Source organism: Fluviicola sp., assembly GCF_029266855.1.
Classification (GTDB): Bacteria; Bacteroidota; Bacteroidia; order Flavobacteriales_D; family Crocinitomicaceae; genus Fluviicola.
The window spans coordinates 179,410-195,422 of record NZ_JAQSWB010000003.1 but is presented as its reverse complement, the minus strand read 5'-3'; the positions used below and the strand labels follow the sequence as shown (position 1 = coordinate 195,422).

The following is a 16,013-nucleotide window of genomic DNA, read 5'->3' as shown; positions in this document are numbered from 1 at the left end:
ATAAATTCTAATTATTAAAAACCAACAAGCAATCTTGTTGGTTTTTTACTTCCATTAAATCCTTAACCACATGACTAGAATCACAGCTGTAGAAACCCCTAAAGAAAACCCTTTTTTAAACTGCAAATTGGCTAGAGAGCCATATGCAAAGGTTCTTACAGATATTGTTAGAACAAATTCGGATGGTTTTGTATTGGCAATTGATAATAAATGGGGTGCTGGAAAAACAACTTTTATTTCTATGTGGAAACAACACTTAGAAAATGAAGAATTTCAAACACTCTATTTCAATGCCTGGGAAAACGATTTCGAAAACAATCCATTTATAGCATTAACCGCAGAATTAAAAGTACTTCTGAAAAGTGAGAGTTCAGATACTTTTAAAGAGATTCTAAAAAAGGGAAGTAAAATCGCCCAAGCAACCATCCCTTCCATAATAAAATCTGTGGTAAAAAAATATGCCGGTGAGGATGCAGCGGAAATAATGGAAAGTTATAGCCAGGGAGTACTTGAGGCGTTTAAAGAAGATATTGACTCATACATCGATCGCAAACAAACAATGTCAGATTTCCGAAACGAACTTCAGAACTATATAGAAGAGAATTCGAACGGAAAACCAATTGTTTTTATTATCGATGAATTGGATCGATGCAGACCGAATTATGCAGTGGCAATCTTAGAAAATGTAAAACACCTCTTTTCCGTAAAAGGAATTGTATTCGTGCTTTCAATTGACAAGGAGCAACTTGGACATGCTATTTGCGGCGCATATGGAAGTGATAAAATTGATGCAAACGAATATTTAAGACGATTTATTGATGTTGAATATTCGCTTCCTGAACCAGAAATCGAGGAATATATTATTCATTTAATCGATTTATGTGGATTAAATTCTTTTTTCAACCTTGGAAAAAGAAAACATGATGTATTAGCCAGAGATACTAAAATGTTTATTGAATATGCTAAATTTATTTTTGAACTTAAAAATCTAACTCTACGCCAACAAGAAAAAATATTGAGCCATACAGGAGTCGTTTTAAGAAGTTTTCTTGAAAATGCGTTTATAATTCCCGAACTATTGGTATATCTCGTTTATCTTAAACTTTTCTATAATAATCTTTACACACAAATTAGGAGACGAGAATTAACCCATCAACAACTTATCGACAAATGCGCAGAAGTGTTAAAAGGTGATTTAGTAAAGAATAACAGGTATTACTTTAGAATAAATATTGAGGCTATGCTACTTACTTGTTATAATGAATATCTTGATTATGAAGAAAAAATAAAAGTGAATGATAACGAACCTTTAAATATTAAATCATACTTTGACACCTCCGAGGATCAATCGACATTTAAAAATTGTATCAAACAGGAGCTGAATAATTATCAACGAAGTAGAACCCCAATAGATTATCTTTTAAAAAAAATTGATTTAGTGGAGCCGCTAAAAGATTTCGACCGTCTTTAGTTTTGACATAAAAAAGGATCATTAGCCATACGCGAATGATCCTTTCTCTTTTTCATATTTGGGGGGTTGGTAGAACTTAGTTAGCGGGATATCACATTCCCTTTCAACATTATTTCTTCGTAAAGCGTGATTTTCATATCCTTGATAGATTCTTTTTCATGGAAAAACAAACTGTGAGAAATCAGGCCCGGACCACTTATCAGTAAAGAATGTGGATCTTCACTTTTACTCCAATCAACCGGAACTTTAAATCCCCCTTCTTTGTCAGGACTCGTCCTCAAGAGTACCTTTCCGGCAACGTCTATTAATTCAATCGTTACCATTCCGTAACCTTTCCCGTTTACCAAAATGGTCCCGCTCACAAACTTCTCATCCGAATGGTCGTAGTATTCAATCATACTTACCATTCCATCGAGTGGTTCCTGCTGAATCACTTGTGAAGTGTCAATTGGAGCAACCTGCGCATCCACATGAATAGCGGAAAAGGTACTCAGAGCCAAGCCCAAAGCAACTGCCTTTAAGTCGAATGAAAATGAATGATTTCGTTTTGGAAGGGTATAAAATTTATCCATCTGATCCGGTCGGAATCTTCCGCAAACAGATTCCTTCTTCTTTCCTTCCAGGTAGCTGACAATGGAAAAGTCGGACATGGAACTGAAATCCACAACCGTTTTACTGCACGAGGAACAAAATCTCCCCTTTGCTTCGGGTTTCATTTGGTTCCAATCCTCGTGACAGGGTTCTTCAATACTGTATTTGACTGTTTTCGCTTTCATGGTCGGTCTGATTTATTTTTCAACAGCAACTTTTCCCATTTTCATTCTTTTCTCATACAAGGTAATCGTCAAATTACCCAAAGACTCATGATTGCTGAAATAAACTGTTTGAGAACCGTAGCCGGGAGAACTTACCCGAATGGAAACCGGGTTCTTTGTCCAATCCAATGGGATTTTGAAGGTTCCGTTTTTCTGTGGCTTGATGGATGTAAGCTCAGTAGATGCACCATTCATCAAAGTGATCTTCACCAAACTATAATCTTTTCCTTCGAATTTAATCTTTCCACCTACAAATGTTTCATCTGTGTGATCATAAAACACTGCAACTTCACCCTGTTTTACTGAAACCGGCTCAACCGTTGCCGTATTGTGTTGTTCGATCCGTACCGAATTTTGTGCCTGAGATGGCAAAGCAGAAAAAGTACTCAAGGCTAAACCCAAGGCAACTGCTTTCAAATCGAAATGAAATACAGATTGATGAGGTTTCGTCCATAAATAGGTTTTAGTTAATTGATCTTCCGTAAAACGACCACAAACCGCCTGGTGTTTGTTATTCTCCAGGAAACTGACAATTGAAAAATCAGACATTGTACTGAAATCAACCACCGTTTTACTGCAGGAAGAACAAAACCGTCCTTTCGCTTCCGGCTTCATTTGGTCCCAGTCTGCATGGCAAGGTTCTTCAATTTTGTAGTTTATTTTCTTCGGTTTCATGGCGCTTTTCGGTTTAATACATTGGTAACGGAAAATAGTTCAGCAGTTTTTGAAAAACGTTCAAATTTCGTTGAGTTTTGATGCAAGCTTGACTTTATTCGGGTAATAATTCAACAACAATGTTCGAAAAAGAGCGGAGGCCAGGAATATAAAGTACCAGCGTTTTATAATCCGGGCCAGAAAATTCCAAATACATGGGACTCAATTGCCAATTATAATCCAGTTCAAAGTTCCCATTAGAATTTGGATGAAGTGTTTTTAAGACTTCTCTCCTCGAATTTTTCAATTGAATGGTAATCTGTTGAAAATCTTTCTTTGAAGCATGAATTGTTCCACTTATACTGGAATCTTCACGATGATCAAAACATTCAACGGAGGAAGTTTTGAGAAGTTCTGTGTGAAGGTTGCTCGTATCTTTGATTTCAAACTTGAAAGTCGTTTGAGAAGATCCTGTTTGTGAAAATCCCTGAACCGTTGAAAAAACAATTAAGGTAACCCCCAGGAGCGCTGCACGCAAGTCAAAGTCCGAATCACGAACCATTTTATTCGCTATAAATCTGGGATCGCATATTGAAAAAGAGCTTGCTGGTTTGGTCGTTTGACAAATGATCTTTTCTTTTTTCATGGCATTTTTTTATTTTTCTTCTGTTTCTATGCTAACATTCCCGATAGATATCTTTTGCAGGATAAGATCATCGAACGCGTCTTCAGTAGCTTTCACATCTCCCTGGATAACTTCACCACGGATCATTTCACCCTGCTCCTCACCTAATTCAATTTTCATATCCTGAATAGATTGTTTGTATCGGATCTTAATAGTTTCCTGTTCATTACCTTCCCCCCAAAAATCCAGGTAAGCTGGCTTTAACTTCCAATTCAGTTTCACAACGAAACGCCCTTTTGAATCCGGATAGTACGTTTTTAAAATTTTTCCGCTATCATCTTTTAATTGAATCACAATTCCCTTGAATTTTTTGTTCCGGGTAATTATTATTCCAGTCGCTTTCTTTTCCGACCTGTGGTCATAAGTCATTGCAAGCTCTATTAACATGGGTTCCATGAAATCAACCGGCTCAATGATCATTGGTTCAACTTGCTGCACGGTTCCAACAACCGGCGCTGGAGCCCTTAAAGTATCTATAACTAGTGGCTTTACAGCAGGTTCCGTCTGACCATAACTATGAACTGCAGAAAAAGTAGTCAATGCCAAACCCAGAACAACTGTACGCAAGTCAAAACTAGAGGAAAATACTGGTTGGTTTAAGCGGTACACACGGTCAAGTTGTGGCTTCGTAAATCTTCCGCACACCTTCTCATTCTTGTGATTTTCAAGGTAATTCACAATTGAGAAATCAGGCATACTAGTAAAATCAACTACTGATTTTTCACAGGATCCGCAAAACCGCCCCTTGTTTTCAGGTTTCATATCATTCCAACTTTCATGACACGGCGTTGGGATTGAATATCGAATGGATTTTGCTTTCATAGTGTGTTTTTTGAACCGTACAGTATAGAACTTCAAAAGTTCAAATCTATTTTGTTTAATTATTAACTTTGATAGAAATCAATCCGATTTTTTAATAAATTCGTTTAAAACCAGTTTGTTAATGATTCGAATAAAACGATTTCAGAGAACACTAATAATTTTGTTAGCAGCCATTAATTCGCTTTTCTATTCCAGTTCGCGTTCTTATTCGTTGCCCGACATTCTTTCCAATGCGTTTATCTTTACGGGAATCGTCACTTTATTTGTATTCACCTACGTATACTTGCAAAACAGTTCCCGCAGAAAGAAGGTGAAGCTTAAATCCTAAAACAATCCAGTATTTCCGGTATTTTATAGTCCCCAAATTGACTTTTTTAGGTATTTTTGAACAACTTGAAAAAAAGCTAATGGGTAAACTTTCTATTTTCCTTGCGCTGATTGCGGGCGCCTTTGTACAATTCCAGTCAAAAGCGCAAGAATTTACTCCTGAAAAGATGTGGTCGCTCAATCGAATTTCAGGAACTTTGGGTACATCCAACGAAGAATGGATGATTTATCAGAGCACCAAATACGATTACACAATCAATAAAGGAACAACCAATACAATACTGGTTGAATTAAAGACAGGGAAGAAAAGTGTGTTAGATCTGGATGGAGCCTGGAACTTCTGCTGGAATTCTGAAAACCACTTGGTATTCCTTCAAACTGCAGGTTCCGAAATTGAATTGAAAAGTCTGAACCCCTCAAATAAAGCAGTCAAAGTAATCCATAATTTCGGCACAACTCAGGTAGAAGGACTCGTTCTTAGCTCAGATGGAAAAAGATTCGCAACCTTGGAACCCCTGAAACTGAAACAAACCGTAAAAGACAAATATTCTGATTTGCCCCAGACTTCCGGAAGAGTGGAAACCGATTTAATGTACCGCCACTGGAACCAATGGTCTTCACCCGAAGCACTTCACTTGTATTGGTACGAATCATCAGCGGAAGGTAAGTTCATGAAAAAGGCCGATGTAATGGATAATGAAAATTATCCGTCAGTTACAGGTCCATTCGGAGGTATAGAAAGCGTTTGCTTCAGTAAAGACGGACAAACCATTTTTTATTCAACCAAGAAAATGGCCGGGAAAACATTTGCTCAATCCACAAACTCAGAAATTTACGCTTATCGCACATCTGATAAGATCACAACAATTCTTTCCTCTGCCCACAAGGGATACGATACCAATCCTGCTGTCAATTTCACAGGAAAGACACTTGCATGGTTGAGTATGGAGAAAGACGGATTTGAGGCTGACAAAAACAGGATCCGCATCATGGACCTGGAAAGCAGACAGGAGAAAGACCTGACAGCAGGTATTGACGTGAGCGTAAACGACTTCGCGTGGCATCCTTCAAAAGAGCTCATCTATTTTACTGCGACTACGAAAGCAACAAAGCAATTGTATTCCATCGACATTAAAACCGGGAAGGTTCAGCAATTGACTTTTGACCGTTGCGATTATGTAAGCTTCAGTGTTATGAAAGACCGTGTTTTGCTTGAGAAACAAGACATGATCCATCCGACGGATATTTGGATCTTTACACCAAAAACCAACCTGAATGAGCAACTGACTCATGCAAACAAAGAAGAGTTAAAAGGTATTGCGGAACCTACCGTGCAGGAAAAATGGATTACTACAACGGACGGAAAAAAAATGCTTACTTGGGTGATCTACCCTCCGGACTATGATCCCACGAAGAAATATCCTGCCTTGCTTTATTGCCAGGGCGGACCGCAAAGCCCGGTATCTCAATACTTTTCATACCGATGGAATTTCCGCTTAATGGCTTCACAAGGCTATATCATTATTGCACCGAACAGAAGAGGCTTGCCCGGATTTGGTCAGGAATGGAATGATGCTATTTCGAAAGATTGGGGCGGACAGGCAATGCGTGATTATTTAACTGCAACGGATAGTTGTGTTGCACAAATACCTTCTATCAATAAAGATAAATTAGGAGCAGTTGGAGCAAGTTACGGAGGATATTCTGTTTACTACCTGGCAGGAATACATGAAAATCGTTTCAAAGCCTTTATTTCTCATTGCGGACTATTCAACCTGGAAAGCTGGTACGGCACAACAGAAGAATTATTCTTCGCAAACTGGGATATCGGCGGGCCATACTGGTTGCCGGAGAATAAAGAATTGTACTCAAAAAATAGCCCGCATAAATTCGTTGACAAATGGAATACACCCATGCTGGTGATTCATGGCGGAAAAGATTTCCGCGTACCGGAATCTGAAGGTATGCAGGCATTTCAAGTTCTTCAATTGAAAGGAATACCAAGCAAATTCCTTTATTTTCCGGATGAAGGCCATTGGGTTACCAAACCACAAAACAGTATGTTGTGGAACAGGGAGTTTTTTGACTGGTTAAATACTTATTTAAAATAAGTACGGTTTTTGACAAAAGATCGCCAGTTGAGGATTGTCCAGGTCATAAGAAAGTAACAAAAAATGGATACGTTAATGCGGTCCGATTAAAAATAAAAACAAAGAGATATGTGGAATAGAATTGCCAATATCATTCTAAGAAATCGTTTTATTATTCTTGCCATTATGGCCTTATTGACCGTCTTGTTCGGTTACTATGCCATTACAGGTTTAAAAATCGACAATAAGTATGGCAACATGCTTCCGAAAGACAGTCCGACCCAGGTTACCTACCTGAAGTTCAAAAAAATGTTTGGTGAGGATGGATCTGCCTTGATTATTGCCATACAGGATAAAGACCTTTACACGAAAGAGAAATTCTTACTGTGGAAAAACTTGGGGGATTCGATTCTTCAGATCGACGGCGTAATTTCGGTAATCTCAGAAGCAAAATTGTTTAACCTTATCAATGATACCGCTTCAAGTCAGTTCATCATTAAACCTATTTTCTCCGATATTTCGTTTAAAGAAAAATCCATTGAACAAATCAAAAATGAGATCAGGAGAAACCCGATTTATAATGGAGTTTTGTATAACGATTCTGCAAACGTAAGTTTAATGATGGTCACCCTGGACGAAAACTTCCTGGTTGATAAAGAAAAGCAGAAAGTAGTTGTCGAAATTGAAGAGCTGGCTAAAACTTATGAAAAGCATTTCAATAAGGTCCATTTTGCTGGTTTACCGCACATGCGGGTCTTAATCGGGAAACGTGTAATGAGCGAAATGTACATTTTTGTGATACTTTCATTATTGGTTTCTTTCGGGATCATGTATTTCTTCTTCCGGTCCATCCGGGTAACACTAATCAGTGTTTTAGTGGTAATGATCACAGTAATCTGGGCGATGGGAACCATTGGTTTGATGGGCTATAATATTTCCATCATGATGGCACTGATTCCTCCGCTGATGATCGTTATCGGGATTCCGAACTGTATTTATCTCTTTAACAAATACCATTTTGAATTCAGGCAGCACGGAAACAAGATCAAAGCACTGACACAGGTAATCCGCAAAACGGGAACCGCAATGTGGCTAACGAACGTTACTACAGCAATTGGTTTCATGACCTTCCTGTTTACAAACTCGACCAAATTCTTTGAATTTGGAGTTATCTCATCTTTAAACATCATGCTTTGTTATGTTGTTTCATTGTGTTTGATTCCGATTTTCGCTTCGTTCTCCAAAAAACCGAAACTGCGTCATTTAAAACACCTGGACAGAAAAGCTGCAGTAAGGTTCCTGGAAAAATTAGTAAGCATTACAACAAACAATCGTCGTACAGTTTATATCATTACCATTGCTTTAACAGTTGGTACGGGAATAGGTATTTTCTTCATGAAAGTTACCGGAAATATTACAGGAGATTTACCTGCGAAGGATCCTATTCTGAAAGACATCCAATTCATGGAAGCCAATTTTGGCGGAGCTGTTCCTTTTGAAGTTTTGATCAACTACAAAGAAAAAGGACGCCTCTTCGGGAAAAACACCATGCAAAGTGTAGAACAGGTTCAGGAAATGCTTTCAAAAGACACCCTGTTTGCTAAAAGTCTTTCCATTGTTGATTTCGTCAAAGTCGTTAACATGGCTTATTACAACAACAATCCGGAGCAATACAAGATTTTTGCAACAAAAGACAAACTGCGACTGAATTCTTATTTAAAGAATCTGTCCACGACAACAAACAACGCTACTTTTTCCATCAAAGAGCTGGTTGATACGACCAATCATATTCTCCGAATCAGAACTTCCATGAAAGATCTGGGATCTTATGAAGTAGAAGATCAGGTTCATTTAATTGAACACCGCATTGACAGCATCATGAATCCTGACAAACCTTTACTGGAGACCTATTATGCCCAATTCAAAAAAGGGAAGAAAGAATACATTGATTCCATTTTTGAATTATCAAGTGGCGTATACAACAATGTCACTGCCCTGCTTTCAAATGGAAACGACAAGAAACAATATGCCTTTGACTCTAATCCGGAATTGGTAAGAAGCTATTTCGGCAAACCAAAGTTCAAGCATACACTTCGTGAAGCAATCGATAAGGAATATTACGATGTAACACTCACGGGAACTTCAGTTGTCGCATCTGAGGGAACAAAGTATCTCGTAAGTAATTTAACCTCCAGTATTGTCTTCGCAACTATTTCCATTGCGGCATTGATGTGCTTGTTATTCTATTCATTCAGAATGGTAGTTGTATCCATGATTCCGAACCTGATTCCAATGGCGGTAACTGCCGGAATTATGGGAATCTTCGGAATTCCGTTAAAACCTTCTACCTTATTGATTTTCTCTATCGCACTGGGGATTACGGTCGATAATACCATTCACTTCCTGGCCCATTACCGGAATGAACTGAAAATGAAAAAATGGGATCTCAAAGAATGTATCGCGATCTCTATCCGTGAAACCGGTTTAAGTATCATTTACACTTCCGTGATTCTTTTCTTTGGATTTATTGTATTCGTATTTTCAGATTTCGGGGGAACCCAGGCCTTAGGTTATTTATCTGCCATTACTTATTTCGTGGCACTTTTCACAAACCTGATCTTACTTCCTTGTTTGCTTTTAAGTTACGAACGCAGACTGACAACAAAATCATTTGAAGAGCCATTATTTGAAATTTACGATGAAGACTCTGATATTAACTGGGACTTGCTCGAAATTGAAAAATTAGAAGATTCGGACCAGGAAAAACGAACTTCAGATGAAGAAGATAAATCCAACGAAACAAAAGAATAAGAGGTAATGAAAGGTATCATTCTTGCCGGAGGTTCTGGAACAAGACTCCACCCATTGACATTGGCAATCAGCAAACAATTAATGCCGATTTACGATAAACCAATGATTTATTATCCCTTATCTATTTTGATGACGGCCGGTATTCGTGAAATATTGATCATTTCAACTCCTCACGATTTACCTCAGTTCAAAAAATTATTAGGCGACGGAAGTAAACTGGGCTGTACGTTTTCTTATGCGGAACAGGCAGAACCAAACGGACTGGCACAGGCTTTTGTCATTGGGGAATCCTTCATCGGAACTGATTCGGTAGCACTTATATTAGGAGATAATATCTTCTATGGAGTTGGGATGGATGAATTATTAAAAGAGAACGCATCACCAGACGGCGGAGTTGTTTATGCTTATCATGTTAGTGATCCGGAACGTTACGGAGTTGTTGAATTTGATGAGGTAATGAATGTGCTTTCAATTGAAGAAAAGCCGGCAAACCCCAAATCCAATTACGCAGTTCCGGGCTTGTATTTTTACGATAACGATGTAATCGAAATTGCAAAGAACCTGAAACCTTCCGCACGCGGAGAATACGAAATCACAGATGTGAATGCTGCGTATTTAAAGATGGGGAAATTGAAAGTTGCAATTTTGAGCAGAGGAACAGCATGGCTGGATACGGGAACTTTTCCTTCATTGATGCAAGCCGGACAATTTGTTCAGGTTATTGAGGAACGACAAGGTTTAAAAGTGGGTTGCATTGAAGAAATTGCGTATCGCAACGGGTTTATTTCAGCGAGTCAGCTTGAAGAAATTGCCACGCCCCTTTTAAAAAGCGGGTACGGAGCATATTTGATGCAATTATTGAAAAAATAATGAACGATCTTTCTCAATACGCCGCATACCTTGAAAATCAAATTAAGAACCTAAAGCTCGACGATGAGCCCCGTAATTTGTTCGATCCCCCGCGTTATTTCCTTTCATTGGGAGGAAAACGGATGCGCCCAATCTTAACATTAATAAGCGGAGAGATTTTTAATATTCCCAAGGAAGAAAGCATCCACGCCGCACTCTGCATTGAACTGTTTCATAACTTCTCCCTGATCCACGATGATATCATGGATGAAGCTCCTGTTCGAAGAGGAAAACCGACGGTGCATATCAAATGGGATTCTAAAACTGCTATTCTCTGCGGAGATGTTCTTTTTGTTGAAGCCTTTAAGCAACTTGCAAAATATCCGGACCACCGATTTCCGCTTTTACTGAAGCGTTTCAATGAAACTGCCATTGAAGTTTGCCAGGGACAGCAATTCGACATGGATTTCGAAAGCCTCCCCGATGTTTCGGAATCAGAATACATTGAAATGATCCGTCTGAAAACTTCCGTTTTGTTAGGTTGTGCCCTGGAACTCGGAGCCATTTTGGGAAATCAGGACGAAGAAGCAAGAAGGAACTTATACGGATTTGGTGTTTCATTGGGAATAGCTTTTCAGATCCAGGATGATATTTTGGACCTATACGGAGATCCGGAATTATTCGGTAAACAAGTTGGCGGAGATATCCTTTCGAATAAAAAAACACTGCTTTTTCTAAAAGCCAAGGAGATTGCGCTGTCAACAAATGATTCAAGATTTGACAAACTGGTACAAATGCAGCCTGCAAATGATAAAATTGAATTTGCAAAGACCTTGTTTGAAGAAATTGGTGCTAAAAACGCGAGTCAGCAAACAATGAATGCATATTATGACCAGGCGATGGAAAACTTACAGCAACTGGAACAAAAGGGACTGAGAACAGATACACTTCGCGAACTGGCAAAATTCCTGCTTACAAGAAAACTTTAAAATTAGTTGGGAGTTAATTTAGAGGCACGCCTTTGCTCTTACAAACTTTGAAAATTAAAAAGTACACCTTCACTCTTCGAGTTTCGTAGTGCAAAATACTACTTCCATTGACGCTACGGTCAGGACTTTCAGCACTCTTTTGAGTTTCGAATGTGAAACCTACTTCCATTGACGCTTCGGTCAAGGCTTTCAGCGTTCTTGCGAACTTCGTAGTATGAAACCTACTTTGTCGTCGACTTCGCAGGTTATTCCCTACTTCGCTCTTTCGAGCTTCGCAGGTTGAACGTAAACACTGCTTCCACTGACGCTTTGGTCAGGACTTTCAGCACTGAAGTTTCGCAGTGTAAAATGTGGGGTATCTATGCTCTATCTATACTTAATCCATGCTATACCAATACTTGGTCTACATGATTAAATGCTCGGAAAAACAAGATACTGCACTAAATTTTATCTCTAACGTTTCGTTTTTTAAAATACATCAACTGTTACGTTTCGGATTTCTTCATTTTAGCCTGTTTCAGGACTTCGTGAATCAAAACAATTGGCAACAACATGCTCAGGTTGTAATACAGATCTTCCAAAGGAATCGTTCCTATTCGAATTCCGATGATGTGATTTTCTGAATACCAAACAACCGGTTCATCTGTAAATAAACCCGTCAGAGCGCCATTCACAATCAAAAAAGGAATCAGGCAAACAAGGAAAGCAAGTGCAAATGAATTGAACCAGGGTGCTTTGGCCCTGAAATGGATTCCAATAATCAGTAAAGTAGATAGTGAACAAGCGGTTAAGGTATACCAATTCCGAATATAAAAGGTAGTCAGCAACAAACCGGAAAGCACCATCGAAAAAGCAAAAGCACGGCCTAAAAGCGCAAGTTTCAAATCCGGGAAATAACCTTTAATGACCTCGTAAACAAAAAGGCAGGCATATGGGACTACCAAAAAGAACAATACTTCCTCCAAGGGCAAACGGAACAGGTAAATACCCTGAACATATTTTGGATTGAACCCCCAAATCTCATGATCCGTAAAATAATTATCCCAGATTAGGAAAAACAAGCCAACCAATAAAATTGCCGGAAAAATCGTGCGCCAGTGTGTATGAAAATGAATTTTCTTGTCAAAGCTCAGCAAAAAAGGAAAACAGATTGTTCCCAGGATGATCCAAAAATACAAACTCATTTGGAAGCTTGATTTTGTTTGTACGAACGTCTTGCTTCAAGATAATATTTGAAAGGGACAATTAACAAACCAAAACATTCGCCATCTTCTTTGTTCAGATGTTTATGATGCATTTTATGAGCACGTCTGATCGCTAAAAAGTAAGGAGTATTGATTTCACGAATCCATTTAAACCGCCGATGGATAAAGACATCATGGATGAGGAAATAGGTGAATCCATACGCCATGATCCCAAATCCCATCCAAACAAAACCATATTGTTTATACATCAGGCCAAGCATAATCCCCAACCAACTGGGAATAGCAAAAATCAGGAAAAAGACGTCGTTGCGTTCAAAAAAACCTTGTTCTCCCTGGTGATGGTCCTTGTGGAAATACCACATAAATCCATGCATTGCGAATTTATGGGCAGACCACGCTGCAAATTCGGTAAGGAAAAAAGTTCCGATAAAAATCAATATGCCGGTCCAAGTTGGAATCATCGGTTTAAAATTGCAAAAAATATTACCAGTATCAGGTATAATCCGACACTAACTTTATTGGTTTCTACTGTTTTTCTGCTTAAAACCCAATAACAAAACACCGATGAGAATGCCATCCAGCAAATATAATTGTAAATTGGGATGATGTTATTTTGCCAGGACCAAAATCCGGAACGAATGGCAACGGGTTCAATGAACCAATCCAGACCGGTCATTAATGCTCCTGCAATCAATGCTTTCAAAATCAGCGGGATTTGCCATTTATTGACAATTGCTGTGGAAGTAAATGTAAGTAATACCCAATTCAGGGCAATTGTTAACGGGATTCCACCTACTTTGTAACCTAAAAATGTTCCGTACTGGTAATGACCGAAAAGCAGCGAGGTGTGAACACCGATCCATTCGATTGTAAATCCTGCAACTGCAATCAGAAGTATATCGATATGCTTTCTTAAGGAGTAATCCTTGTATGACAAATAAAGACAAGCAAAGGATAATATTAAGTTAAATGGTGTCAGTGCCAAAAAACTCAGGCGTGAACTTGTATGAAGACCTATCAGTCCAACCGTGTAGAAAATAATTAAAACGACTAAGAGAAGGTTTTGTTTTTTTGAAGGATTCATTGATCAGATTAATTTAACTCCAAACAAGCATACATCGTCTACCTGATCCAGGTCACCCCTCCAGGAATGGAAATATTCTTTCAACAAAGCATGTTGTTCAGTCATTGTTTTATCAGAGATACGCAGTAAATACGCATGCAGATTTGCCAGTTTTAATTTTTTCCCGCTTTCTCCGCCAAATTGGTCTGCATAACCATCTGTATATGCAAACAATTCATCTCCAGGTTCGATATCAATCACATAAGTTTGAAAATCATTCATGATATCGCTTTTCCCCACAGGCATTTTATCCGCCGCGAATTTAATCAGTTCACCTCCCCGAATAATAACCGGATAATTATAAGCAGCTGTATAAGTCAATTTTCGACTCGTTTCATCAAAGCAGAATAAAACGCCATCCATTCCATCCTTTGCCCCGTCGTGGGAAATAGATTCTACCAGGCGATTTCTCACATGATTAAAGATCCTTCCCGGTTCGCTAATTCCCAGTTGATTGATGGCTTCACTTAGAAAAGTAATATTCAATGCACTCATGAATGCCCCCGGCACGCCATGTCCGGTACTATCACAAATCGCGAGGTAAAACTTACCGTCCCGTTTTGTTGCCCAGTAAAAATCTCCCGAAACGATATCTTTCGGCTGAAAGAAAATGAAGGACTCCGGAAGTGATTCGTGTAACAATTTTTGCTGAACCAATAATGATTCCTGGATACGTTTTGCATAACGGATCGAATCCAGGATCTCGGTCTGTTTTTCTTCTATCAGCGATTTCTGGTTTTCGATCTCCTCGTTTTGCGCATTCAACAAAGTATTCGCCTTCTTTTTTTGCCGGTTGGATTTAAAACTGATTCCTAGGGAAATCACAATCAGTCCTCCGATCAGGAATAAACCCAATATCAGGTTGCTTTTCCGGTTGTTTTCCGCTCTGATCAATTGGTTCGTTTGTTCGGAAATTGCCAGATCCTGTTCCTTTCGTTCCAATTCATTCAGGGAATTTAAAGTCGCTATTTGATTCGTCACTGCCTCCAGGTCCATTTTTTCCTTTAGAGAATTGGCTTTTTCGAAATATTCCAAGGCCTTCTTGTGATCCCCCGCCTTTTTTAAGATCTCTGAGAGTGAATTATAAGTTCTTATCCGGGCATTGACATCTTCGCTATCGTTAAACGCCTCCAGCGCTGTCTCAGCATGCTGAATCGCTAATTTGGACTGCCCCATTTCCTGGTAAATCGTTGCTTTGGTCAATTGGATTTCCGCATAATTCAACAGATCAGCTTCCTTATTCGACATAAGCTCTGCCTGTTCTGCAGATTTAAGTGCTTCAGGATACTTCTTGATATCCGACAAATAATTTGCTTCACTACGATAATAAGTAAACCAAACAGCATCTTCATCCAAACGCTGAGCAACTTCTTTCAATTCTCCGAGCATTCTTTTTGCCAAAGCATATTGCTTGGTATGCCGGTAATCCAAACTCAAATTATACAGGATCGTTTCCAGCAAACGGTAGTTTCCCGCTTTTTCCACTGCCTTCTTTGCTATCAGGAAATACTTAATGGATTGATGATACATTTGGCGGTCATGATAAACTGTTCCCAAATTGAGATATAGAGAACCTTCATCTCCTTTGACTTTTTTATTCAGTTTCAGACCATCCTCGAACGCAACAATTGCCTGATCATATAAACCAATCGCTTTGTAGGTAACTCCCAGGTTAGTGTAAAGAACCAATGCCCGCTCATCATCCTTTAATTTTTGAGCTTGCTCCAAGGACTTCTGGTAATTTTTCAATGCCTTGGCAAACTCTTTCTTTTCGTAATAAACCGATCCTAAATTCGAGTAAGCACCAATCAGTTTATCTTCCTGGTGATATTTTTTACGCAAACGGATCAATTCTTCATAAATATGAATTGCTTCCGGATAACGTGAGGTCAAACGGTAATAAATCCCCAGAACATTTTTGGCATCCATTATCCCGTTCGAATAATTCTTTTTTTTAGCTAAAGCAAGTCCTTTTTGAAGATAGAGATAGGTTGAATCCAGCGAATAATCGAGGTAAGTCCATGCAATTTCGTTGTATTGAAATACCCGCATAGTATCCGAAGAAACGGGTTTTTGAAGCGAGCTTTTTAAGCTGTCCAGGTATGTCGTTTGGCCATTCGCCAAAGAGCATGTAAACAGAGTAATTACCAAAAGCCAACTTCGCATGGTCGA

Annotated in this window: 13 protein-coding genes; 5 read left to right on the top strand and 8 right to left on the bottom strand. The window is 38.9% G+C overall.

From position 1 onward, the window contains the following. The first annotated feature begins 70 nt into the window (after positions 1–70). Positions 71–1,471, top strand: coding sequence for a P-loop NTPase fold protein (locus K0S23_RS09475; protein ID WP_300356534.1), 1,401 nt, complete (start codon positions 71–73; stop codon positions 1,469–1,471). Positions 1,472–1,551: 80 nt separating this feature from the next. Here the strand turns inward: K0S23_RS09475 and K0S23_RS09470 are convergent, their stop codons facing one another. From K0S23_RS09470 to K0S23_RS09455, 4 genes are all read right to left on the bottom strand, one after another. Continuing rightward, positions 1,552–2,247 carry a hypothetical protein gene (locus K0S23_RS09470; RefSeq protein ID WP_300356532.1) on the bottom strand — a complete coding sequence of 232 codons (696 nt, stop codon included), beginning with the start codon at positions 2,245–2,247 and terminating at the stop codon, positions 1,552–1,554. Between the two features lie 12 nt (positions 2,248–2,259). Continuing rightward, positions 2,260–2,961 carry a hypothetical protein gene (locus K0S23_RS09465; protein ID WP_300356530.1) on the bottom strand — a complete coding sequence of 234 codons (702 nt, stop codon included), beginning with the start codon at positions 2,959–2,961 and terminating at the stop codon, positions 2,260–2,262. Positions 2,962–3,055: 94 nt separating this feature from the next. Continuing rightward, positions 3,056–3,586, bottom strand: a complete 531-nt coding sequence (locus K0S23_RS09460; protein WP_300356528.1) for a hypothetical protein — start codon at positions 3,584–3,586, stop codon at positions 3,056–3,058. Positions 3,587–3,595: 9 nt separating this feature from the next. Further along, complete coding sequence (locus tag K0S23_RS09455) at positions 3,596–4,447, bottom strand: hypothetical protein (RefSeq protein ID WP_300356527.1); 852 nt, start codon at positions 4,445–4,447, stop codon at positions 3,596–3,598. Positions 4,448–4,854: 407 nt separating this feature from the next. Here K0S23_RS09455 and K0S23_RS09450 point away from each other — a divergent pair, with 407 nt between their 5' ends. The 4 genes from K0S23_RS09450 to K0S23_RS09435 all read left to right on the top strand — a co-directional run bounded on the left by K0S23_RS09450 (position 4,855) and on the right by K0S23_RS09435 (position 11,513). Continuing rightward, positions 4,855–6,885 carry a S9 family peptidase gene (locus K0S23_RS09450; protein WP_300356525.1) on the top strand — a complete coding sequence of 677 codons (2,031 nt, stop codon included), beginning with the start codon at positions 4,855–4,857 and terminating at the stop codon, positions 6,883–6,885. Positions 6,886–6,993: 108 nt separating this feature from the next. After that, positions 6,994–9,675: an MMPL family transporter gene (locus tag K0S23_RS09445; RefSeq protein ID WP_300356523.1), complete on the top strand. Its 2,682-nt coding sequence runs from the start codon at positions 6,994–6,996 to the stop codon at positions 9,673–9,675. Between the two features lie 6 nt (positions 9,676–9,681). Beyond that, positions 9,682–10,545, top strand: a complete 864-nt coding sequence (rfbA, locus tag K0S23_RS09440; RefSeq protein WP_300356521.1) for a glucose-1-phosphate thymidylyltransferase RfbA — start codon at positions 9,682–9,684, stop codon at positions 10,543–10,545. Further along, complete coding sequence (locus K0S23_RS09435) at positions 10,545–11,513, top strand: polyprenyl synthetase family protein (protein ID WP_300356519.1); 969 nt, start codon at positions 10,545–10,547, stop codon at positions 11,511–11,513. Before rfbA ends, K0S23_RS09435 begins: the two co-directional genes overlap by 1 nt. 485 nt (positions 11,514–11,998) lie before the next feature. Here the strand turns inward: K0S23_RS09435 and K0S23_RS09430 are convergent, their stop codons facing one another. The 4 genes from K0S23_RS09430 to K0S23_RS09415 are packed head-to-tail and all read right to left on the bottom strand — an operon-like array spanning position 11,999 to position 16,007. Continuing rightward, positions 11,999–12,697, bottom strand: coding sequence for a lycopene cyclase domain-containing protein (locus K0S23_RS09430; protein ID WP_300356517.1), 699 nt, complete (start codon positions 12,695–12,697; stop codon positions 11,999–12,001). Further along, a complete protein-coding gene (locus K0S23_RS09425; RefSeq protein ID WP_300356515.1) occupies positions 12,694–13,179 on the bottom strand; it encodes a sterol desaturase family protein in 486 nt (161 codons plus the stop codon). Before K0S23_RS09425 ends, K0S23_RS09430 begins: the two co-directional genes overlap by 4 nt. Continuing rightward, complete coding sequence (locus K0S23_RS09420; protein WP_300356513.1) at positions 13,176–13,802, bottom strand: carotenoid biosynthesis protein; 627 nt, start codon at positions 13,800–13,802, stop codon at positions 13,176–13,178. The genes K0S23_RS09425 and K0S23_RS09420 overlap by 4 nt, the downstream gene beginning before the upstream one ends. Before the next feature lie 3 nt (positions 13,803–13,805). After that, positions 13,806–16,007 carry a tetratricopeptide repeat protein gene (locus K0S23_RS09415; RefSeq protein ID WP_300356511.1) on the bottom strand — a complete coding sequence of 734 codons (2,202 nt, stop codon included), beginning with the start codon at positions 16,005–16,007 and terminating at the stop codon, positions 13,806–13,808. Between the last annotated feature and the right edge of the window lie 6 nt (positions 16,008–16,013).